Source organism: Psychrobacter sp. NPDC064578 (assembly GCF_044901245.1).
In the GTDB taxonomy this organism is placed as follows: Bacteria; Pseudomonadota; Gammaproteobacteria; order Pseudomonadales; family Moraxellaceae; genus Psychrobacter; species Psychrobacter cibarius_C.
The window spans coordinates 19,822-42,643 of the sequence record NZ_JBJDPI010000014.1 but is presented as its reverse complement, the minus strand read 5'-3'; the positions used below and the strand labels follow the sequence as shown (position 1 = coordinate 42,643).

At 43.9% G+C, this 22,822-nt stretch carries 20 protein-coding genes; 10 read left to right on the top strand and 10 right to left on the bottom strand.

Annotation, left to right across the window (positions count from 1 at the left end; all coding sequences use genetic code 11):
- Nucleotides 1-264 precede the first annotated feature (264 nt).
- The 8 genes from nfsB (at nucleotide 265) to ACI2JM_RS13755 (ending at nucleotide 8,739) form a co-directional block, all read left to right on the top strand.
- Complete coding sequence (gene nfsB / locus ACI2JM_RS13790) at nucleotides 265-855, top strand: oxygen-insensitive NAD(P)H nitroreductase (protein WP_404644977.1); 591 nt, start codon at nucleotides 265-267, stop codon at nucleotides 853-855.
- Nucleotides 856-1,154: 299 nt separating this feature from the next.
- The gene (locus ACI2JM_RS13785) at nucleotides 1,155-1,802 is read left to right on the top strand and encodes a 2Fe-2S iron-sulfur cluster-binding protein (protein ID WP_404644940.1); all 648 of its coding nucleotides are present in this window, start codon (nucleotides 1,155-1,157) and stop codon (nucleotides 1,800-1,802) included.
- The gene (locus ACI2JM_RS13780) at nucleotides 1,799-2,791 is read left to right on the top strand and encodes an FAD binding domain-containing protein (RefSeq protein WP_404644938.1); all 993 of its coding nucleotides are present in this window, start codon (nucleotides 1,799-1,801) and stop codon (nucleotides 2,789-2,791) included. The genes ACI2JM_RS13785 and ACI2JM_RS13780 overlap by 4 nt, the downstream gene beginning before the upstream one ends.
- A gap of 2 nt (nucleotides 2,792-2,793) precedes the next feature.
- Nucleotides 2,794-5,241 carry a molybdopterin cofactor-binding domain-containing protein gene (locus ACI2JM_RS13775; protein ID WP_404644936.1) on the top strand — a complete coding sequence of 816 codons (2,448 nt, stop codon included), beginning with the start codon at nucleotides 2,794-2,796 and terminating at the stop codon, nucleotides 5,239-5,241.
- A gap of 118 nt (nucleotides 5,242-5,359) precedes the next feature.
- Nucleotides 5,360-6,748, top strand: coding sequence for an XdhC family protein (locus tag ACI2JM_RS13770; RefSeq protein ID WP_404644934.1), 1,389 nt, complete (start codon nucleotides 5,360-5,362; stop codon nucleotides 6,746-6,748).
- Complete coding sequence (locus ACI2JM_RS13765) at nucleotides 6,745-7,485, top strand: NTP transferase domain-containing protein (protein ID WP_404644932.1); 741 nt, start codon at nucleotides 6,745-6,747, stop codon at nucleotides 7,483-7,485. The genes ACI2JM_RS13770 and ACI2JM_RS13765 overlap by 4 nt, the downstream gene beginning before the upstream one ends.
- A 31-nt stretch (nucleotides 7,486-7,516) precedes the next feature.
- Entirely contained in the window at nucleotides 7,517-8,092 is a 576-nt protein-coding gene (locus tag ACI2JM_RS13760; protein WP_404644930.1) for a GNAT family N-acetyltransferase, read from the top strand.
- A 125-nt stretch (nucleotides 8,093-8,217) separates the two neighbouring features.
- Nucleotides 8,218-8,739, top strand: a complete 522-nt coding sequence (locus ACI2JM_RS13755; RefSeq protein ID WP_404644928.1) for an HdeD family acid-resistance protein — start codon at nucleotides 8,218-8,220, stop codon at nucleotides 8,737-8,739.
- Between the two features lie 460 nt (nucleotides 8,740-9,199).
- Here ACI2JM_RS13755 and ACI2JM_RS13750 read toward each other — a convergent pair whose 3' ends face one another.
- The 5 genes from ACI2JM_RS13750 to ACI2JM_RS13730 all read right to left on the bottom strand — a co-directional run bounded on the left by ACI2JM_RS13750 (nucleotide 9,200) and on the right by ACI2JM_RS13730 (nucleotide 12,512).
- The gene (locus tag ACI2JM_RS13750) at nucleotides 9,200-9,814 is read right to left on the bottom strand and encodes a hypothetical protein (protein ID WP_055124632.1); all 615 of its coding nucleotides are present in this window, start codon (nucleotides 9,812-9,814) and stop codon (nucleotides 9,200-9,202) included.
- Between the two features lie 41 nt (nucleotides 9,815-9,855).
- Nucleotides 9,856-10,473: a hypothetical protein gene (locus ACI2JM_RS13745; RefSeq protein WP_060491697.1), complete on the bottom strand. Its 618-nt coding sequence runs from the start codon at nucleotides 10,471-10,473 to the stop codon at nucleotides 9,856-9,858.
- Between the two features lie 157 nt (nucleotides 10,474-10,630).
- Nucleotides 10,631-11,380, bottom strand: a complete 750-nt coding sequence (locus ACI2JM_RS13740; protein ID WP_404644926.1) for a PhnD/SsuA/transferrin family substrate-binding protein — start codon at nucleotides 11,378-11,380, stop codon at nucleotides 10,631-10,633.
- 3 nt (nucleotides 11,381-11,383) lie between these two features.
- Nucleotides 11,384-11,878 carry a PAS domain-containing protein gene (locus ACI2JM_RS13735; RefSeq protein ID WP_055124629.1) on the bottom strand — a complete coding sequence of 165 codons (495 nt, stop codon included), beginning with the start codon at nucleotides 11,876-11,878 and terminating at the stop codon, nucleotides 11,384-11,386.
- Nucleotides 11,879-12,149: 271 nt separating this feature from the next.
- The gene (locus ACI2JM_RS13730) at nucleotides 12,150-12,512 is read right to left on the bottom strand and encodes a roadblock/LC7 domain-containing protein (RefSeq protein ID WP_010201036.1); all 363 of its coding nucleotides are present in this window, start codon (nucleotides 12,510-12,512) and stop codon (nucleotides 12,150-12,152) included.
- A 636-nt stretch (nucleotides 12,513-13,148) separates the two neighbouring features.
- Here ACI2JM_RS13730 and gdhA point away from each other — a divergent pair.
- On the top strand, nucleotides 13,149-14,495 hold the full coding sequence (gene gdhA / locus ACI2JM_RS13725; protein WP_055124628.1) for an NADP-specific glutamate dehydrogenase: 1,347 nt from the start codon (nucleotides 13,149-13,151) through the stop codon (nucleotides 14,493-14,495).
- 195 nt (nucleotides 14,496-14,690) lie between these two features.
- Nucleotides 14,691-15,275, top strand: a complete 585-nt coding sequence (locus ACI2JM_RS13720; protein WP_404644923.1) for a PepSY domain-containing protein — start codon at nucleotides 14,691-14,693, stop codon at nucleotides 15,273-15,275.
- Nucleotides 15,276-15,434: 159 nt separating this feature from the next.
- On the opposite strand, the gene hutI is transcribed toward ACI2JM_RS13720, so the two are convergent.
- The 5 genes from hutI to hutU form a co-directional block, all read right to left on the bottom strand.
- Nucleotides 15,435-16,775 carry an imidazolonepropionase gene (gene hutI, locus ACI2JM_RS13715; protein WP_404644921.1) on the bottom strand — a complete coding sequence of 447 codons (1,341 nt, stop codon included), beginning with the start codon at nucleotides 16,773-16,775 and terminating at the stop codon, nucleotides 15,435-15,437.
- Between the two features lie 47 nt (nucleotides 16,776-16,822).
- Complete coding sequence (gene hutG, locus ACI2JM_RS13710; protein ID WP_404644919.1) at nucleotides 16,823-17,875, bottom strand: formimidoylglutamase; 1,053 nt, start codon at nucleotides 17,873-17,875, stop codon at nucleotides 16,823-16,825.
- Nucleotides 17,876-17,908: 33 nt separating this feature from the next.
- The gene (gene hutH, locus ACI2JM_RS13705; RefSeq protein WP_404644917.1) at nucleotides 17,909-19,471 is read right to left on the bottom strand and encodes a histidine ammonia-lyase; all 1,563 of its coding nucleotides are present in this window, start codon (nucleotides 19,469-19,471) and stop codon (nucleotides 17,909-17,911) included.
- Nucleotides 19,472-19,590: 119 nt separating this feature from the next.
- Nucleotides 19,591-20,952, bottom strand: a complete 1,362-nt coding sequence (locus tag ACI2JM_RS13700) for a YjiH family protein (protein WP_404644915.1) — start codon at nucleotides 20,950-20,952, stop codon at nucleotides 19,591-19,593.
- Nucleotides 20,953-21,022: 70 nt separating this feature from the next.
- Complete coding sequence (gene hutU, locus ACI2JM_RS13695; RefSeq protein WP_404644913.1) at nucleotides 21,023-22,741, bottom strand: urocanate hydratase; 1,719 nt, start codon at nucleotides 22,739-22,741, stop codon at nucleotides 21,023-21,025.
- Nucleotides 22,742-22,822 lie beyond the last annotated feature (81 nt).

Below are 22,822 nucleotides of genomic sequence, written 5' to 3'. Positions count from 1 at the left end.
GCTCATTATCAATGCTAATTAACTAATGCTAAGAGAATGAGGGAACAATTACAATATCGTCTAAGTTACTGTTTAATGAGTCTCTGTCTAATAAGTATCTGCTTAAATAACTGTTCAAATGGCGGCTCAAATAACTCAGCGATGCACTGAATCATCAGTAACGTAATAACAAAATAGGTGACTACTTAACCAATATGTAACGGTCATCAAACGGGTTTTTGCTTAAAGTGGCGGTACTAAAAATCTTGGAGTCATAAATGAAAAATATCACCAGCAGACTTTCAAAGTTTAAAGGATATCCTACGACTTAGCCCATCAAGCACCAATATTCAGCCTTGGCATTTTGTAATCGCTGATGATGAGACTGGCAAGGCACGTATCGCAAAAGGTACGCAAGGGATGTTTGATTTCAACACGGCAAAGGTGAAAGATGCCTCACACGTCATCATTTTCTGTAGTCGTATCTATGCTGATGATGAATTTTTGCATGAAGTACTGGACAAAGAAGATGCTGATGGTCGCTTCGCAGAACCAAAATTCAAAGAGCAGATGCATCAAGTGCGCAAGATGTTTTTGGACATTCGTCGTTATGAGCAAAAAGACGAGCCACATTGGCTGGTCGAGCAAGTGTATCTAAATATGGGCGCATTATTGCTGGGTGCTGCTACTTTAGGCATTGATGCCGTACCGATGGAAGGTGCTGATCTAAAGGCACTCGATGAAGAGTTTGAGCTACGTAGCAAAGGCTACACAGCCGTTGCCGTTATCTCACTTGGTTATCGTAGTGAAGATGATTTTAATGCCGATTTGCCAAAATCTCGATTGAGTGAAGCGAGCATAATTACTAAAGCGTAATGCCCGACTGGTATTTTTAACTGACTATATTGAACTCAAATAGCGTTATAAACGGCATGTTTATAGCGCTATTTTTTTTGCTCATAAAATGAGTTTTTGAGTTTCATTTATAAAATTGATAGTGAATAAGCGAGATAAAATAGTGAGAAGTAAAGTTTTCATAGATTAAAAACTACACTGTAATAACTACAAAGTGAAAACAAATCGACATTTCTAATAAGTCATAATAAATTAATTGGCGCGACTTTTAAGAAGCGTTTAACCCTATTTTTTTGATTATCTGCCAGCGAGAAGCCAGCATGTCTACCTTGAACTTAACCATTAATAAGCAAGATTATCAGCTCGACAATCTTGATTCACGCACGACATTACTCGATGTCTGTCGTCAGCACCTCAAAATTACGGGGCCTAAAAAAGGCTGTGACCATGGTCAATGCGGCGCTTGTACCATACTTATCAATGGGCGTCGGGTCAATGCTTGTTTGACCTTGGCAGTTATGCACGATGGTGATGACATTACCACGATTGAAGGTATTGGCATGCCCGAATCATTATCGGAGTTACAACAAGCCTTTAAAGATAATGATGCGTTTCAATGTGGTTACTGTACCCCTGGGCAGATTTGTTCAGCAACAGCGCTCATCGATGAAATTAAACAAAACTGGCCCAGTCATGTCACTACAGATTTGCAAAATCCTGATGGATTGCTAGTGCAAGAAATCGCTGAGCGTATGAGTGGCAATATTTGCCGCTGTTCTGCTTATCCCAATATTATTAAGGCCATTTCACACGTTTTAGAAAATGAAATGAATGACTCATCTAAAACTGATGCAGTACAAAAATCAGAGGTAACGGGTATTTGGTCGCCACCACCTAGTGAAGCGCAATTAGGAAGCCAAACGAAAAGTAATAAGACGGCAACTAGCACGTCAGGAGGTCGCTCATGAAACGCTTTGAATATAGCCGTGCTACCGCGCCAGAGCAGGCAGCCCAATCTGCTAGCGTAAAAGACGCCTCATTTATCGCAGGGGGTACCAACCTATTAGATTTGATGAAGTTAGAGATTGAAAGGCCAGTTAAGGTGGTGGATATCACTCGCTTAGCATTAGCTCAAATTGAGAAGACTACAGATGGTGGCCTACGCATCGGTACGCTAGTGACCAATAGCGACTTGGCCGCGCATTCTGAGGTCATTGCCAATTACCCAGTGCTATCACGGGCGATTTTGGCAGGTGCGACAGGACAGTTGCGTAATAGAGCGACGACGGGCGGTAATCTATTGCAACGTACGCGTTGTTATTATTTTTATCAGACAGACAGCGCCTGCAATAAACGCAACCCAGGTTCTGGTTGTCCAGCTATCAATGGTGAAAATCGTACCTTGGCAATTTTAGGTACTAGCGAGTCCTGTATTGCCCAGCATCCATCTGATATGGCCGTCGCGATGCGCTTATTAGATGCCACTATTGAGACGTTAAAAAGGGATGGTTCAACGCGTACAATTGCAATCAAAGACTTTTATTGTCTACCAAAAGACACGCCACATATCGAAAACATTTTAGAGCCTGGTGAGCTTATCACCCATGTGGTGTTGCCAGCGCCTGTCAGCGGTATGCACACTTATGACAAAGTGCGTGATCGCGCGTCCTATGCTTTTGCCTTAGTGTCTTGTGCAGCGATCATAGACGTGACTGATAATGGGCGTTTGGACACAGTGCGCCTAGCATTCGGCGGTATTGGCACTGAGCCATGGCGCAACGAAGCCGTTGAGGCATTGCTGACGGGTACTGATGGCAATGAAAATGTCATTAAACAAGCAGCGGACTTATTATTAAAAGAGGCCAAAGGCAGCGGTCAAAATGATTTTAAAATACCATTGACCCGTCGTCTACTCAAACAAGTTATTCAACGCGCATTAGCGGGCAAGGGAGCATAATCATGTCATTATTGGACTCAGTATTTCCGTCAGAACCGACCAAAAAGATGATGATGAATGCGCCTGTCGAATCACTTTTTGACAAAACAGCGAGCAAATTGGTGGGCAAACCCATCAACCGAGTTGAGGGGTCACTCAAGGTCAGTGGTCAAGCGCCTTATACGGCAGAGATTCATTTAGACAATCAAGCCTATGGTGTTTTGGTGAGCGCAACGATTGCCAAAGGACGCGTTAAGCAAATTGATAGCCGCTCTTTAGAGGGTATTCCTGACATTATTAAAGTGGTGACCGATCCTGAGCATTTTTTACGCAATGCCCAACAGGGCGGTGCAACCAAATCACCTAAGCAAGGCGTCAGTGAGATTTTTTATCATGGTCAGCCGATAGCGGTTGTCATTGCCGAGACGTTTGAGGCGGCGACCGAAGGTGCAAAAGCGCTCAAAGTGAATTATGAGGATGAGACTGAGCAGGCGGCATTGAACTTTACGACAGAGCTGCCAAATGCTCATGATGTTAATGAAAAAAAAGGTTCGGATAAAAATTCAGAAAAGGGTAATCCAGAACAAAGCCTCGCAAATGCTGCAGTAACCCTTGATCGCTTTTATCATACGCCAAGTCAAAACAGCGCAGCGATGGAGCCTCATGCAACGCTTGCTCACTGGGAAGGTGAGAAGCTGATTATGTACTCCTCTAATCAGATGCTGTCCTCGTGCAAAAAGCAAATCGTTGATGCATTGGATTTGGATCCAGAAAATGTACAATTAATTGCTCGTTATGTCGGTGGCGGTTTTGGTAGCAAGCTTGGTATTTCACCAGAATCCATAGCCGCCGCACTCGCCGCAAAAGAGTTGGGTCGTCCCGTGTTAATTACCATGACGCGCCCGCAAGTGATGGAGGCGACGATTAGACGCTCAAACACGCGTCAACGCATCGCTATTGGCTGTAGTGAAGACGGTATTATCGACACCATGATTCATGAGACGGTCTCTAGTAATTTGCCAGGAGAGGCCTTTTTTGAGCCAGCAGCGCTCTCTACGCATTATCTGTATCGCGGTGACAATCGCCGAGTCAATTACCAACAAGTAGATATAAACCAAGTATTGTCAGGCTCAATGCGTGCCCCTGGCGAAGCAGTCGGACAGATTGCCCTTGAGTGTGCGATGGATGAATTGGCAGAGCAACTCAACCTAGACCCTGTCGAGCTGCGCCGTCGCAATGAGCCTGAGCAAGATCCTAGTAAAGACATTCCGTTTTCAACGCGTAAGCTTATCGCTTGTATCGATCAAGCGGCTGAACAGTTTGGCTGGAATCAACGTAATGCTAAGCCTGCCAGTCGCTTAGAAGGTGATTGGTGGATGGGTATGGGTATGGCAGCGGCAGCTCGCGGCAACAGCTTAGCGCCATCAGAAGCACGGGCGACCCTGCAAATAGATAACTCAAAAGCACTGGGCGTGAAGGCGGTAATCGAGACAGACATGACCGATATCGGTACAGGTTCTTATACCGTATTTACTCAGGTTGCTGCAGATTTATTAGGGCTACCAATAGATCATATTGAAATGAAGCTTGGTGATACCAGTTTGCCACCTGCGGTAGGCTCAGGGGGCAGTATGGGCGCGGCCAGTTCAGGCAGTAGTATTTACCTTGCTTGTCAGCAGCTACGTGAAATGATCGCAGAAAAAGTCGGTCTATACCCTGACACCATTCAGCTGGATAACGGTCAAATTAAGCAGATAGGTGAGCATGATGCTAACTTTGCAGAAACCGTTATAGAAGCAGGAAAACAAAAAGTAGCAGGTTTGGGCGATAATATCGTAGATAAAGTCGCTGATTTAAAAGACAAATTAGCTGAAATAACAGGAATCTCACTAACTGAATCGAAAGAATATGACTTTAGTAATTTCCAGACTCATTCATTAGCCGATATCGTCGCTCAATATGATGACCAAAAACTCAGTGCCAAAGGTCAAATTGCACCGGGTAAAAATGCAAAAAGTCATCGCCAAGCGTCATTTGGTGCTAATTTTGCCGAGGTCGCTGTACACCGAGTCACTGGTGAAATACGCGTTAAACGTATGACTGGTGCCTTTGCAGCAGGGCGTATCCTCAATCACAAAACCGCGACCTCGCAGTGCTATGGCGGCATGGTATTTGGTATTGGTTCGGCATTGATGGAGCAGGTGATTCACGATAAGCGTGACGGTCGGCTATGTAATCATAATCTTGCAGAATACCATGTCCCAGTCAATGCGGATGTCCCTCAGCTTGATGTTATCTTGGTAGAAGAGGACGATCCGTATACCAATCCAATGCACATAAAAGGTATTGGGGAAACGGCGATTGCTGGTGCTGCCGCTGCTATTGCTAATGCCGTTTACAACGCCGTGGGTGTACGAGTTTATGACTTTCCTATTACCCTCGACAAATTACTTTATGAGCTACCAGAATAGGTTTTTAGTCAAATAGATGGACAACATAAACTCGCTAATTGTAGTCGTTAGCGGGTTTTTTAACCTAATGGTTTATATTCTAAATAAAAGATCATCAATAATCAAAGTAAGAGGCGTTATGAATCAAATCGCTGATATTCTTAAGCTGGCATGCGATGCTCAGCAACAACAGGTTGACGCGGTATTAGCAACTGTCGTGCGTACCGAAGGGTCAGCCTATCGCCGCGCAGGCGCGATGATGCTCATCTGTGAAGATGGTCGTTCGGTCGGGATGATTAGCGGCGGCTGCTTGGAGCCACATATTATTAAACGTGCTTTTTGGCTCACGCGTCAAGGTGCAAACGTGCAAGTTTACCAAACGGGTGATGATATCGAATATGCTGAAAATGGTAATGTGCCAGCAAGCGTATCAGAAGAGGGTTTTGACTTTAATAGAGGCAGTGATAATAAGGGCACAGATAATAAATACGATGAACAAGATATTGATTTAGACGAGTTAAATTTTGGATTAGGCTGTAATGGGCGCGTACACGTGTTGTTTGAAAGGCTGGCGACGTCAATGTCTTTGTTAAATGTCATTAGTCAAGTTCGTCAGTCTCAGCAGCCGGTAACGGTAGCAACTTTAATTCGCTCTACAACCCATTTTAATAACCAAAATAATCCAAACTCTCAATTTCAAATTGGTTTGCGTCTTAACTTAGATAATTATATCAAGTCAGGAAAACTCACTGCTATCGACGCTAATCATTCAGACAAAGTGATATCTAATGCTTCAAGCACAGTTATCAATGCAGTTGAAAGTTTATCCGAATATAAACTTCTCCATAAAAATGCTGAGTACGTCATTGTAAAAGATGACAGTGATGGTTTAGCCACAGAATGGCTGATTCAGCGCCTACAACCACAGATACGTTTGCTGATTTGTGGTGCTGGCAATGATGTGATGCCACTAGTTATGATGGCAAAGCTGCAAGATTGGCATGTGACAGTGGTAGACAGTCGAGCGCAATATGCTACGCAGCGGCGTTTTCCTCAGGCAGATAGCGTGATGGTACTGGCGTTAAATGATAGTGATACTTTACTAGAACTAAGTAAAAATGCTGCTGTTGCTTTGATGTCGCATAGTCTCAGCCAAGACCGTGCTCGCCTTGGCGTATTATTAGAGCATGCTAATCACTATAAATATCTTGGACAACTAGGGCCACGCTACCGTACCGAGCGCTTAATCGAAGAAATTAGTACAAGGCTTACAAATCCTGCCAGTTTAAACCTAGGTATCAAAAAACTGCATTATCCGATTGGCTATAAGCTGGGCGGAGATGGTCCTGAAGCTTTAGCACTGGGTATCATGGCACAAGTCAATGCGGTCGTCTATAACCAGCTGCCGCCAGCAGAAAACTCAGACACTCATCTGTCAAACACTAACTTTACAACGCTATTTTCTACGCATATTGATTCTATAGAGATGACTGCTACAAGTGCTCGTGCATCGATAAGTTTATCATGAGCCGCGACGCATCTATTTTGGCATCTACGCAACTAAAGCCAATAAATCTATCAAATCCACCAAACTATGTGGTCATTATTTTGGCCAGTGGACTGAGCCTGCGTTTAGGTCAAGCAAAACAGTTACTGTGTAAAGATGGCGAACCCTTAATTTGGTTCATGACCAAACTCGCACTTTCTACAAAACCGCAAGCAATTATTATAGTCATTCCTGATAATCAGCCATTAATAGCCAGTGCGATGAATGAATTGGCTTTTCATTACTCTATGATTCAAATGGTCGTAAATTCTACGCCTGAAATAGGTATGGCGTATAGTTTGAATTTGGCTATTGAGGCAGTCACACAGTTGACAAACGCATCGATTGATCGCGTATTAATCATGGGTGTTGATCAAGTTCTACTCGATGAGCAGCATTTAGTAAAACTGCTAGCAGATAAGCGGTCTGTAGTGGCAAGTGCTTATAGTAGCTGGCAGCATTTAAATAACATGAATTTAAATGAAACGTCTGCTGCCACTGCATTGAAGCAAAATATTATCGGACTACCTTTAACGATTGATTGTGATTTACTCAGAGAGTGGCAAGCATTGCTGGTAGGCGATAAAGGTCTGCGTTATTTAATTAGAGAATTACCGCCCAGTCAGATAAGTACCGTTGTTAATAATCAACTGAGCTATGATATCGATACTCCTGAGCAACTTGCTCATGCTAAGCAAAAAGGCTGGCTGGATAAATAGTATTAATAGTGTCAATCCATAAGTGATAAAAATGATAAATGTGATAGAAACAGAACGCCTTTACCTCAGGCAGTGGCAAGCAAGTGACTTTGCTGTCTTTGCTGAAATAAATGCTGATCCTGAGGTAATGAAGTATTTTCCCAAGTTATTAACGCCTAAAGTAAGTGACATCATCGCTAGTAAATGCCAGCAGCTTATCGCTAATCAAGGCTGGGGACTTTGGGCAGTATGTTTAAAAAATAGCACCAAAACATATGATGATTTTATCGGTTTCGTTGGCTTGAATGATACTCACGCAGATATGTCTTTTGCCCCTGCTGTCGAGATTGCATGGCGATTACATAAAGATTATTGGGGACAGGGTTATGCTACAGAGGCGGCACGTGCGACGCTGAATTTTGCTTTTATTGAGCTATCGCTCGATGAGGTTGTGTCATTCACAGCGGTTATTAATAAGCGCTCGCAATTGGTTATGGAGCGCCTTGGCATGATGAATACCCGAGCCAACTTCTACCATCCATCCCTTGACCCTAACCATCGGCTGGCTGAGCATGTACTGTATAACATGACGCGGCAACAGTGGAACAATCAGTTAGCAGGCTTGTGACCACAAATCAATCCCCACACTCTGATATTAACAGGACTACTCGAAGATATTACTACCGTTATACAACACAAGGTAAGGTTTGCGATATAATTTATTTTCTATTAAATGTAAAATAAGGTCGTCTTATGAATCGTACATTATGGTTAGTCATTGGCATCATTAGTATTCTTGGCGGTATCTTTGCATTTTTTAATCCTCTTAGCGCCACTTTGGCCGCTGAGCAGTTAGCAGGTTTTATCTTCCTTTTAGTGGGTGTTTTACAGTTTATTGCCTTGTTCCGAGCACCTAGTACCACTGGAAAAGTGCTGGCTGCCATCGGCGGTGTACTTGGTGTATTAATTGGTATTGAATTATTACAAGATCCGTTACAAGGCATATTAACCTTGACCATGGTAATTGCAATTTTATTTATGGCAACAGGTATAGTCAGAGTTGTTGTTGCTTTCGGTCTACGTCGGACAGTGGCTTTTGTCCCAATATTACTATCAGGGCTGCTCTCTATTATATTGGCTATCATGATATTTACCAGTTATCCGCAGTCAGCGACGTATATTCTTGGCATACTGTTGGCCGTCGAGTTGATATCTAACGGCATATCCTTAATTATGTATTCACGTATACCATCAATTGTGGTGCGCAATATATAAATGTAGTTCTAGGGCGTGTTCTCAATTCAATTGATCATATCTAAACGGGCTAAAAATGGCTAAATTTTGCCAAACATCGTTAAATAGCTGGTTAATATCCCGATATTATCTGCGATACTTTCCTCGTTTGACGGCAATTTAAATCATTTTTATCACCATTTTTGAAATGAGGACACGCCCTAGCAACAAACAAAAAAGACGCTATTTAAAGCGTCTTTTTTTTATTTCATAATTTATTTGAATATCACATCTTAATAATGCGTAAAGGCTAAGTGCAATTTGTAGTACGTTATCCTTGTATACAAATCGGCTATAGCAGAAGATGAAAGAAAAAAAGATATTGAAAGTAAAGCAGATGTGAGAGATTGAAAGAAGTGCGCTTAGTTTGATATAAGAGCACTGGTCAGTATGGCAGCGTGTCATACTGATATTTAATGGTATATCAAGCGGTTTGGTTGATTTAGCTAAGAAATCTTAAGCCAGACGTTTTCAATGCCCATACCATCTCAACAAAGGCGCGGCTATTAGTTAAAGGCTCGCCATCGATGATGAGGGCGTAACCTGACCCATCAATCCATAAGAACACAAAGCTGGTCTCAGGAATCAATAAGTCAACTTGTTGAAAAAACGAGATGGCTTGGCTTTCGACCGCCCAGCCGCGTTGTTTTTGGCGAATCATGAAACCTGAAAAGTCAGCAGCTGCAACACTTAGCATGTCCGCTTCTTCTTGGCTGTAACCGATTCGTGCTAGGCAAAACCCTTCATCAGAGCCAATAGCGGCACGGCGTTTACCGGATAAGCTGGCAACCACATACGGTAAAAACTGGTCCAACGGCAGATTGGGTGCGGGTAACAACAAAGACAGCTTTTCAATCCAGCCATGTTCTATAAAGCTCTGTAGCCATTCGTCAGAATAACGCTCAAGCCAATCAGCGGCGAGCAACGTCTGCCCATAGGACATTAAGTCTTGTAATGACAGCTGTTCATCAGTGGGCTCACTTTGTGAAAATGCCTCAAAAATACCGGCTGGAGTGAGGGTTAGATACGTTTTATCAGCATTTAAGTAAGAGGACATAGCGGCTACCATTGTGATGAAAGGGTTAAATCGACGATAAATTAGGTCTTGATGGTCTGATCAAGATGCTGTTGACAGTTGTTCCAGCGCTCATCGAACTGCCAGTCGCTTTTACCCAAGCGAAACCATACTAACGAGAAGGCAAGTCGATCATTGCGAGCGATACAGTGAGCAAAGAATTCGTTTTCGATCTGCTCAATAGTGCCCCAATCCTTATCTTCACGCGCCTGCATGAGCTCAGCGGTGATGTCTTTGGATATTTCTTTGGCATCATCGCTACTGATAAGCAATCGCTGTTTTTGCTCATTGAGAGACGGCGATATCAGAACACTCCAGCGAGTCGCCAGCATACTATTGCGTTGAATATATCGCTTCTTACTAATACAATCGCGAAACCCTTGCTGGACATGAGGGTACAAGCGATCTTTAATACGCGTAAACAGATTATTTACATCGTAAGGAATGTCATACCAACAGCCATAAAAAAAGTCTGCGACGGCACCTTGTAGCGGCTCTTTTTCGGTTAAAAGTAATGCGGCATTGATACGTTGTTCATGAAAATGACGGTTATTGGGTGCCAAAAACACTTTACGCGAATATAAACGAAATACTCGGCGCGCTTCCATCTCATTTTCTTTGATAAGGTCTAAATCAGACATAATAGTGTCCTTTAAGTCATAGTGTCTATTGTATGGCTAACAGCTTATGGCTAATATCGTATGGTCAAAATGATATAGCCACTATTGAGCGACAATAGGCTATGACTTCACTAAGCGAAGCGGTGCAACGTGCCAATTAATAAGTAGTAATTAATAATTAATCAAGTAAAGTTTGCATCAAATCTATCATAAATTCAGCATCTTCTTCGTCCATGGCTTCAAACCCTTGAGGCATGCCAAGTTCAGCCAATGCTTCTTTACCATCGTCATCATTATGCAAGTTCAGGATCGCATTCATGAATATTTCTGTATCAGGAAAGCCATCTTTAATCAATAATACATGGCTAATGTCTGCCAAATCACTTTCGATTAGCACTGACAGCTGAGTTTTGGTCAAGCGTGAAAAGCTATGAAAAATCTCTGCCAAGAAAAAAGCCGCTTGAGCATCACCTTTGATGACTTTACGGGCGGCTGCCTGATAAGTCTCAGTGATATCCCAGTTAAGATCAGACTCTTCTATATCCACGGCTTCTAGTAAGCGTAAGCCAATCAGCTTAACATCACGGTTGTCCGCCATTGCTACGGTCGCACCCGCTTTAATGTCTTCTAAGCGCTTGATATCACTGTTTGCCGCAGCAGCAATGACCATCTCATCCGATTTGCCGATAGGGCGAGCAACAGCGCGATAGCCTTGTTCACGGATCAAAGTAGCTGCATCAAATGGGTTGGCATAGATAACTTGAATGTCACCTGCCTCAATGATTTGTTCTTGTTCAGCATGTGAAGTAGGTATGTTCAGATGCATATTTAGATTGGCACGTTTTTGAATCAAAATATTAAACATGTGCCAGCCTGCAAAATGCTCAGGAGAAAAATCAGGGGCGATTAACATATTGTGTGTCGTCATGATTTAGCCTTCCTCATTTTGATTCATTTGGGCATACTGAGCCATAGCAGCTTCGATTTTGCTACGTGATGGCTTACGGCGTACCGAGGTATAACCCACTGTTTCGCCGCGACGAATGTTTGGCACAACGGTCGCATAGACCCAATAGTGACTACCATCTTTGCATAAATTCTTAACGTAGCCATGCCATTTTTGCCCAGCCGCTGCGGTATCCCACAAATCTTTATAAGCGGCTTTTGGCATATCAGGGTGGCGCAAAATAGATTGTGGCTGACCAATAAGCTCATCAACGCTATAGCCACTGATTTCGACAAAAGCATCGTTGACGTGAGTCAGCACACCATCCAAATCGGTGCGAGATACAATCAGCTTGCCATCAGGATAAGGGCGTTCAATACCAGTATCATAGACAGTCCGTGATGTACCATCATAATAAGTCAGAGTAATCTGCTCAGCGGGCATATCAGGCTTATGTGCATCAGGGATTGGAGAACCCATCGTAATCTCCTTTATTTATCGTTATATTTATAATGATTAAAAAGCCAATCTGGTGTGGTAGTTGTCGATAACATCATGTTGCCTTTCAGCTCAGTCGTCGTCCCAATATTTATCAGGCTATTATTCCATACAAATAATGTGTGCCATCTGAAATATTTTGTATGATACAGTCACTTCATTTTGATTAAAAGTCATATTTATCAGTCGCGCTATGTGCTATATGACGTTAAATAATAAAAATGTGTTATCGACAAAAATCTAAATTTACCAATTAGATAAGTTTTGCAAGGGCTTCTGAGGCACGCTTGATATCTAAGAATATCAAACCAAGTTTTGCATTTGGTTTTGCCATAATAGTAAGTACCGCTTCATCTCCAGATGAGGTCATAATCACGTAGCCTTTTTCACCTTGAATCATAATACGATCGATACTACCACGTGCCAACTCACGACCTGCGCGGTCACCCAATGACAATAAAGCCGCTGACATAGCGCCAACACGGTCTTCATCAACGCCCGTTGGTAGTGCTGAGGCAATCATCAGACCATCGTTAGAAATTAGGGCAGATGCTTCAACATCGGCTGATGAGCTGTTTAGGTCTTCCAAGATTTGTTGGAATGAATCTGTACGCATATAGTTTTCTCTATGACGGGTTATTCAATTGATAAAATAACAGTTAGTAATGGTGGAGAATAAATGTTGACTAAGTCGGCTATTATAAACCCTTGCTATTAATATTGATATACATTAGCTCGAGCAAAAAGCCAAGTTTTTGGGTTTTTTATACCGTTTGGTGCTGATTGTTGACCTCTCGTCTTTACTTAACGGTTATCAATACACAAATATCCATTAATATTTGATTTATTGACCGATTAGGAAAACGAAGGTTTTTTAGTAATACAGGACTATTTTTAGCACAATCAATGAGATCTGTAAGCTTATCAGCCGGCGTCTCAAGGTGCTATGAAAAGGCGCACTCTAGACTGTGCCAATAAAAATCGCTTATAACTTTTCATGATGGTGATATTTACTAGACTTATACGCCTCAAAAATGATATATATTATGAGATAAAAAATGTTCTTGTCTCTGAATGTGGCATCTAGGCATAAATTCAGTCAGCTTTTTTAATCCCATTTGTCTCTACACAAGCCAGCGTGTCGGGGCAATTTCAGTTTTACACCAGTGTCCACAATCCTCTCGTTTGTTGTCATACGACGTGACATCGGTGTAAGTAAGCATGATCACCATTTTTACCCTAAGGAAAAGATATGAGTATCAGTCAGGCCATCGAAAAAGTCGAAGCGCGTTATGCCCATCAACCTGAATTCGTTCAAGCGGTAAAAGAAGTTGCAATTACGATTGCGCCGTTATACGACGCCCACCCAGAATATGATACTTTTAAAATATTTGAGCGCCTCGTTGAGCCTGACCGCGTTATTGCTTTTCGTATTAACTGGGAAAATGACCAAGGTGAAGTTCAGGTTAACCGCGGCTGGCGTGTCCAGTTCAGCAATGCCTTAGGTCCTTATAAAGGTGGCGTGAGATTTCATCCGACTGTCAACCAATCTGTGTTGAAGTTTTTAGGCTTTGAGCAAATATTCAAAAACGCTTTGACTGGATTGCCAATGGGCGGTGGTAAAGGTGGCTCTGATTTTGATCCCAAAGGCAAAACAGACAGTGAAATCCGCCGTTTTTGCTATGCCTTTATGCGTGAGCTACATCACTATGTGAATAAAGACATCGATGTGCCCGCTGGTGACATTGGCGTGGGTGGGCGTGAAGTCAGCTATATGTTTGCGATGTATAAGAATTTAACGCACGAATACGGCGGTGTTTTGACCGGTAAAGGCGTTGGCTTCGGTGGCAGTTTGATGCGTACTGAGGCGACAGGTTATGGCGCGGTGTATTTCTTAGAAAACATGCTTACGGCGCAAAATGATGATATCAAAGGTAAGAGAGTATTGGTTTCAGGTGCTGGTAACGTCTCATTACATGCTGCTGAAAAAGCCCATATGCTGGGCGGAATCGTCGTCACTGTGTCAGACTCACAAGGAACTTTGTATGATGAAGCGGGTCTGAATCAAGAAAAAATTGATTGGCTCAAGGCACAAAAAGCAAAAAGCAAACCGTTGGCTGAGTACGTCGATGTTTATGGTGGAGAGTGGTTTGCGAAGCAAAAGCCGTGGCAATTCAAAGGTGACATCGCGATTCCATCTGCGACGCAAAACGAAGTCAATGAAGAAGATGCCAAGCTCATGGTTGAAAATGGCATCACATACGTTGTCGAAGGTGCCAACATGCCATTGACTGCTGAAGCCATCGACTATATTCGTTTGCACCGTGTGCATTATGCCCCAGGTAAAGCCGCCAACGCGGGCGGTGTAGCAGTCTCTGCGCTTGAGATGTCACAAAACTCAGTCCGTCAGTATAAGAGCTTTGAGCAAATCGACTTGCGCCTCAAAAATATCATGAGAAATATCCATGACTGTGCAGCTGATGCCTCAGAACAGTATGGTCAAACGGATAATGGCTATATCAACTATATGGCTGGTGCAAATATCGTTGGCTTTAAACGAGTTGCCGATGCATTGGTCGCTTACGGTATTTTAAACTAAGCACTTTTATCATAGCCACCTACTAACGAATAACGCGTCTGTTTTAACGATAGGCGCGTTTTTTATGGATGAACCCTACCGTGAACAGTCAAAGTGGTTTTTATGAAGCGATACGATTGACCTATTGATAATATGTGTTTTTTAAAAGATAATAATTTTAGAACACTCAATAAGATTAATTTTGTGGAGACCGTTATGAGCAAGATTTTCAAGCCATTTTCGCTAACGACTTTGGGTACTCGTGCTGCAGTAGTAGTGGGTGCGGCTATGTTGACTACGACAATCTATGCATCTACACAGCAACCGCTAGCAAGTGAGGTGCAAGCCGCCAAAGCCAGTAGAATAAGCTTACAACAAGCAATGAATATTGCGGCGAAAAAGTCATCTGGTCTATTGATGAGTGCCAGCTTTGATCACGATGATGATAAAGCGCAAGGCGGTGTGTATGAGATGGAATTCGTAACCAGTAGCCGAAACTATGAAATCAAAGTCGACGCCATGAATGGTAGAGTGATCAGTACGGATGTGGAACGATTAGACAGTGACGATCTGGTAGATTATAAGGCACTTAAACAAGCGAAGATTGATGTTAAACAGGCAATGAAAATTGCTGAAAAACAATCGGGCGGCCGTGTTATCGAGATTGAGTTTAAAAACGACCGAGATTATAGTGATCATGTATCCTATTATGAAGCTGATATCCTCAAAGGTAATAGTATCGTTTGGCTAAATGTTGATGCCAATACTGGCAGTGTATTTAACAATAAGTTTAAGAAATAGCTAAGTTAGATAGATAGTTAGACAGGAGTCGCTAATAGTCGTTTTTCTTGCTACTCAGTTTTTTGAAAATGGGGTAGCAAAGCTGTGCATTTATTATTAAAAAAGCCCCAATCATTCAATGACTGGGGCTTTTTTAATGTGAGTAGTTAGATAATTTCGCTATACCGTCTCACGCCACTTGCCTTGAACCATAATGCCGTTAATAGGGTTTAGTCCCATCTGATAAGCCAAATCCGCAGGTCGGGCGATATCCCATAAGACCAAATCTGCATCACAGCCAATCTCTATTTTGCCTTTATTAGACAATCCCAGCGCTTGTGCTGCATAAACAGTTGCCCCTGCCAGTACCTCTTCAGTCGTTAAGTAAAATAGCGTACAGCCCATGTTCATCGTTAGTAGTAGCGACGTTAACGGTGAAGTGCCAGGATTACAATCCGTTGAAATAGCCATTGGAACGCGATGTTTACGCAGTGCCTCAATCGGCGGCAACTTGGTGTCACGTAGCGTATAAAAAGCCCCTGGTAATATCACTGCAACCGTATTGCTTGCCGCCATTTTTTTGATATCGTCTTCTGATAAATGCTCTAAATGGTCGCTTGATAGCCCCTTATATTCAGCAACCAAAGCGCTGCCACCTATGTCAGATAATTGCTCAGAATGTAGTTTGACTGGTAGGCCTAACACACGTGCTACTTCAAAAACACGTCTGATTTGCTCAGTGCTAAAGGCGATGTTTTCACAAAAGCCGTCGACCGCATCGACCAAGCCCTCTGAATGCAAGATTGGTAGCCACTCGCACACTTGCTCGATATAGTCATCCGAGCGGTCCTGCATGTGAGACTTGTATTCAGGTGGTAGGGCATGCGCCGCTAGATAAGTGGTGCTCACATGGATATTGTGTTTGTGACCAAGTTGGCGAGCAACCGTGAGCATTTTGCGTTCAGTATCTAAATCTAAGCCGTAGCCCGATTTGATTTCGATACTGGTGACGCCTTCTTTCATCAGTGCTATTAAACGTTTTTCACTTTGTGCAAATAGCGATTCGATACTGGCAGCGCGGGTAGCAGTGACAGTTGAGACGATACCGCCACCTTGTGCCGCAATGTCTTGATAACTAGCGCCTTGCAAACGTGCCTCGAACTCGTTACTGCGATTGCCACCATAGACGATATGAGTGTGACAGTCGATAAGTCCGGGAGTTATCCATTTACCACCCACGTCTGTGACTTGATGGTTTTGATAGTGAGTCAGATAAGCAGTAATATGGCTTTGAGTGCCAACCCAAGCAATTTTGCCATTTTTAATACCGATAGCAGCGTTGTTCAATTGACCATATGGGATGCTATTTGTATGCTCATCTGTATAAATATCAAAACCATACTGCGCTGAGAAAGTCGCAAGATTGGCGTTAATAATGACATGGTCAAATGATGTCATAGTAGACTCGTCTAGCGTCTGTTCTGTAGGGTTTTTCAATATGGAGTTCTTTGATTCATTCATAATATGCTCCTGATTATTGTGAAGTCGGTAATCTTTGTTGGCAAGATCTAAGCACTAAGTAAGTACTGCTCTACAATAATCGCTAATAAGCGAGCAGCAACTTTGCAGCTACGACTATCAATATCAAAGGTGGGATTAATCTCGGCAATGTCGGCCATTTTTACTTTACCAGTAGCCATGATAGTTTTTACCATGCGCTCAACGAAACCCAGCTCAATACCAAAGGCTGCAGGTGCGCTCACACCCGGCACAACACTAGATGGCAGGCAGTCCATATCGATGGTCAGATAAACCACATCAACTTGATTGATAAAGCTTATAACCTGATCGGCAAGTATCTGCCAAGGCTGATAATGGCAGTCTTCATCACTGATGATATGCACGCCCAATTGCTCAGCACGATCAAACAGCGCCGCCGTGTTAGAGAAGCGACTGACGCCAATACAGCAATAGTGAAAAGGTTGCTCATGTGCTGTTAAATGCTCGGCAATTTGGCGAAACGGTGTACCAGAAGTTGCCACATCAGATTGACGAATATCCAGATGGGCGTCAAAATTAATGATGCCGATAGTAGGCATGGCATTTGCTTCGCTTTTATTTTCTAATGCCTGCCATAGTCCCAAAAAACTACCATAAGCGATGGCATGACCACCACCAAGCCCGATAGGTAAGCCGCCTTGTTTGACGATAGTGCTCACTTTGTCCGCATATTTGAGCTGAGCTTGCTCAAGAGTGTGCGCCGCAAAGTCATCATCGTCGTGACAATAGATATCGCCTGCATCACCTAGCAATGTTGCCAGTTGATTGTCATATCGTATTTGCAATGGTGCAATGACTGGCAGTGTCGCAAACGCTCGGCGAATCAGCGGCGGGGCAGCTCGTGCACCCACGCGGCCTTGATTGCGCCTAACCCCTTGATCACATGCAAAGCCGATTAGCCCAATATGCTGGCCATTTTGCTGACTGGTACTATCGAAAGCATATGGCTTTGCGAGCTGATACCAGTAGCGGGCACGTGCCGTCTCAAATGGCTCTGCACGCCCGGTCCACAGCGTCATATCAGCCGCTGTGTGACTCACGGTTGTGCTAATTTTCGTCATGGCCATTGCTCATTCCCTTCAATTATCTAACGCTTATTTAGACTCATACCAGTCGCTACGCAATGACTGCCAGTGCTCAGCAAGCGTACCGTCTAATACCAATTGCTTGGCCGCTTCGATATCAGGCGCTAGGTAGCGATCTTTGTCATAGAAAGTCACCTTCTCACGCAGTTTCTTATGTGCCACTGTTAAAGGCTCTGAAGTCTCTAATCCGCGATGAAAATCAATCCCTTGACCAGCAGCCAATAGCTCAATACCAATGATAGTGGCAGTATTCTGTGCCATCTCATATAGGCGGCGTGCGCAATAGGTCGCCATCGATACATGATCTTCTTGGTTGGCAGAAGTTGGGATACTGTCGACGCTACCGGGATGAGCGATAGATTTATTCTCTGATGCCAGCGCGGCTGCGGTCACATGGGCGATCATAAAGCCTGAGTTCACCCCAGCGTTATCAACCAAGAATGGCGGTAGACCACCTGACAGCGTCGCATCGATTAGCAAAGCAACACGGCGCTCAGACATAGAACCAATCTCGGCGATTGCCAAGGCCAAAATATCAGCGGCAAAAGCGACTGGCTCAGCATGGAAGTTACCTCCTGATATGGCAACGGGGCCATCTTCGTTATTGAAGATAAGTGGATTGTCAGTTACGGCATTGGATTCGATTAATAAGGTCTTTCCTGCTTGGTTGATGATATCAAGGCAGGCACCCATGACTTGCGGCTGGCAGCGTAGGCAGTAAGGGTCTTGAACTCGATCGTCCTGCTCGCCGTCATGTGACGCACGAATAGCGCTGCCTTTTATCAATTGACGGTGTGCTTTGGCGATTTCGATTTGACCATGATGACCACGTACTTCGTGAATACGCGCATCAAATGGCGAATCGGATCCTTTTGCCGCATCAATCGACAGTGAACCAACGATAGTCGCTGTCTCAAGCAAATCACGCGCTAAGAAATAACCCCGTAATGCTAGCGCGGTTGAAACTTGCGTACCATTGATAAGCGCGAGGCCTTCTTTGGCTGCTAGGGTAATTGGCTCAAGTCCATGTTGAGCTAGAGCTTCTGCTGCAGGCACTTTTTCGCCAGCGACAAACACGTCACCTTCACCCATCATTGCAAGTGTCATGTGTGATAAAGGCGCTAAATCACCAGAAGCACCAACAGACCCTTTTGCCGGAATGTTTGGCGTGATTTGATTATTGATTAAGCCAAGTAAGCTGTCCACTACCTCGCGGCGTACGCCTGATACACCTTGTGCTAGGCTGGCCACTTTCATCACCATAATCAGTCGTACCACGCTGGCAGGAAGTGCCTCACCAGTACCTACTGAGTGAGAAACGATTAGGTTACGCTGAAGTAGCTCAAGCTGATCATCACTGATACGGGTCTTTGCTAACAAGCCAAAACCAGTATTGATACCATATGCGCTTTTGTCTCGGGCAATAATCGTACGCACATCTTCATGTGAGGCATCGATGGCCTCATAAGCACTCTCAGGTAATGTCAATATGACAGGCTGCTCATAGATATCACGTAGCATCTTAAAGCTAAGCTGGCGAGGGTGTAGCGTTAATTGTTTGATATCGTTCATAAGATGATCCTAGTATTGTAAGACATATGGGTTATATTATTTTTGATTCATGTCTTTGTTGAAATGACGTTTTTTAAATGTTTTTAGTTAACGTAATACCTGTTATTAAATTTGTTTCTTTAGCCAATCCAGTTGAAGTACATGGCTAGATGTCCGAATGCCGCAGCCAATAAAATACTGAGTACCACGCGCTCGAACCAGATAATGACCATTTTGCCGACAGATAATGGTATTTCAGTGGCAAGTACACAAGGAATCATGGCAGAGAAAAACAACACGCTGCTAATAGAGATGACCCCTGCAACATAACGTGTCAATATATCTGCATCACTTAGTAGTAATGCCGGCAAGAACATCTCAGCCAATCCTGCTGACATCCCTTTAGCCGCGACGAGCGGCTCTGGTAGGCCACCCAGCCAAGTAAATGGATAAAGCAGCAAACCTAACGCATCGAAAACAGGCGTATATTTTGCTAATAGCAATCCTGTTAAGCCGACAGCGATGATAGAAGGCACAATAGCGGCAGCCATCGTTAGACCGTCGCGAAAGTTAGACCATAAAATTTGCTTGAGGTCAGTAGCTTGGCGAGATGTGGATAAACCCAAAGCAAATGCTGCTGCCAAACGAGTGCTGCCTTTATAATCTATCGTTGGACGTTCGACGCTATCATCAAACAGACTGATAGGCGGAATGCGAGCGGTAATCGCAGTGACAATAAAAGTAATCACTAGCGTAGACCAAAAGAACACATTCCAGAACTCCATCAGACCAAGCGTTTTGGCAACAATGACCATAAACGCTGCTGATACGGTCGAAAATCCAGTCGCAATGATAATGGCTTCGCGGGCTGAATATTGCTTTTGCAAATACACGCGATTAGTAATGAGTAGCCCGATAGAGTAGCTACCAACAAAGGATGCGACCGCATCAATCGCTGATGAACCTGGGGTTTTCCAGATAGGTTTCATGATCGGCTGCATGAGCACACCGACCATCTCGAGCAAACCAAAACCCACCAAAAATGCTAAAATTAATGCCCCAAGCGGTACAATCATACCGACTGGTAATGCCAGTTTTTCAAACAAAAACGGCAGCATGTCCTTTTCCATCATAAAGGCAGGCGCTACGTCAGCCACATACATCACTGCTAGTATCAGACCAATGATTTTAAAAGCAGTCATAATCATGTGGGTGATGTTTTTACGCCATGAGCCGTCTATAAATGGCTTGCTTACCCCAAAGATCATCAATAAAAATAATAACGTCACAGACAATGTATGCTGCTGATTGACCAGATAAGTTGCCCCATGATCGAACAAAATCGTGCTTTTCTCACCAATGGTAAATGGCACAAAAAACATGACCAAACCGATAGCACTAAAGACTATCAGTTGCAGTAACGCTACAGGTTTAGACAGTAGTGCTTCAGTTGGTTTCGCTGCTGCATCCTTGAGATTTAGTGTCGTATTTTGCTCAATCACATTATCCTCCTTGATAAAATGTCGATGATATCCTTAAGTCAAGTAATCACTTATAAGGATAAAGGGTATGCTACTTAACCATCGGCAGATTTAGACCATAATCTTTCGCTGTTTTGATCGCCAGCTCATAGCCTGCATCGGCATGACGCATAACCCCTGAGCCGCAATCGTTGACAAGTACTCGTGCCAAGCGTTTGGCAGCGGCATCAGTGCCATCTGCGACAATGACCATACCTGAGTGTTGCGAGTAACCCATGCCAACGCCGCCGCCATGATGCAGCGATACCCAAGTTGCGCCGCCTGCGACGTTGAGCATACCATTCAATAATGCCCAGTCAGATACCGCGTCTGAGCCATCTTTCATACTTTCTGTTTCGCGGTTTGGACTGGCAACAGAGCCCGTATCCAAATGGTCACGACCAATGACGATAGGGCCTTTTAGCTCGCCGTTTTTGACCATTTCATTGAATGCTAAGCCAGCTTTATCGCGTTCACCCAATCCTAACCAGCAGATACGAGCAGGCAGGCCTTGGAATTGAATGCGCTCTTTTGCCATGTCTAACCAGCGATGGATATGTTGGTTTTCAGGAAACAGCTCTTTGATTTTTTGATCGGTTTTGTAGATGTCTTCTGGATCGCCTGATAATGCTACCCAGCGGAATGGGCCTTTACCTTGGCAGAACAGCGGGCGAATATAAGCGGGGACAAAACCTGGGAAATTAAAGGCATCTTTAACGCCTTCATCAAAAGCCACTTGACGAATGTTATTGCCATAATCGGTCGTTGGGATGTCCATTGCCTGCAAGTCTAGCATCGCCTGTACATGTACGGCACAAGACTGAGCGGCATCTTTGGTCAATGCTGCATGTTGCTCTGAATCTTCTTGCGCAGCTTTCCATTCTTCAACTGTCCAGCCACTTGGTAGATAGCCATTGATCAAATCATGTGCTGAGGTTTGATCAGTGACCAAATCAGGCTTCATACCGCCAGCATTGGCTCGCTTGACCATCTCAGGCAAGATGTCTGCTGCATTACCAAGTAGGGCAATAGAGACCGCTTCACCAGCATCGGTATGCTGTTTTATCAACTCGTAAGCATGGTCTAAGTCATTGGCTTGCTTGTCGACATAACCAGTACGTAAGCGGAAATCGATACTAGACTGCTGACACTCGATGTTTAATGAAGTGGCACCTGCAAAAGTCGCGGCTAATGGCTGCGCACCGCCCATGCCGCCAAGACCCGCAGTCAAAATCCAACGTCCCGCCCAGCTACCATCATAATGCTGACGACCTGCTTCTACAAAGGTCTCATACGTCCCTTGCACGATGCCTTGCGTGCCAATATAAATCCAGCTACCAGCTGTCATTTGACCGTACATCATTAAGTCTTTGCGATCGAGCTCGTTAAAGTGCTCCCACGTCGCCCAGCGCGGCACAAGGTTAGAGTTTGCAATCAATACACGCGGGGCATTTTCGTGCGTTTGAAACACGCCAACTGGCTTGCCTGATTGCACGAGCAACGTCTCATCGTCTTCTAATTCTTTTAGTGATTCTAGGATTTGATCATAGCTTTCCCAATTACGAGCTGCGCGTCCGATACCACCGTAGACGACTAGGATTTTAGGGTTTTCGGCCACATCAGGATGCAAATTGTTTTGCAGCATGCGATAAGGTGCTTCGGTCAGCCAGCTTTTGCAATGTAGAGTACTGCCAGTGGGCGCGGCGATTTCGCGGCTCTCATCACGGCGAGTCAGCTTAGTCTCTTTATTGGTTCCATGGTCAGTAGTCATTATCATATCCTTGTGATATCTGTTAAGACGATAAAGTAATAAAAGTAAGTGTTTTACCGTCAGTCTATAAATTCAGCGAAA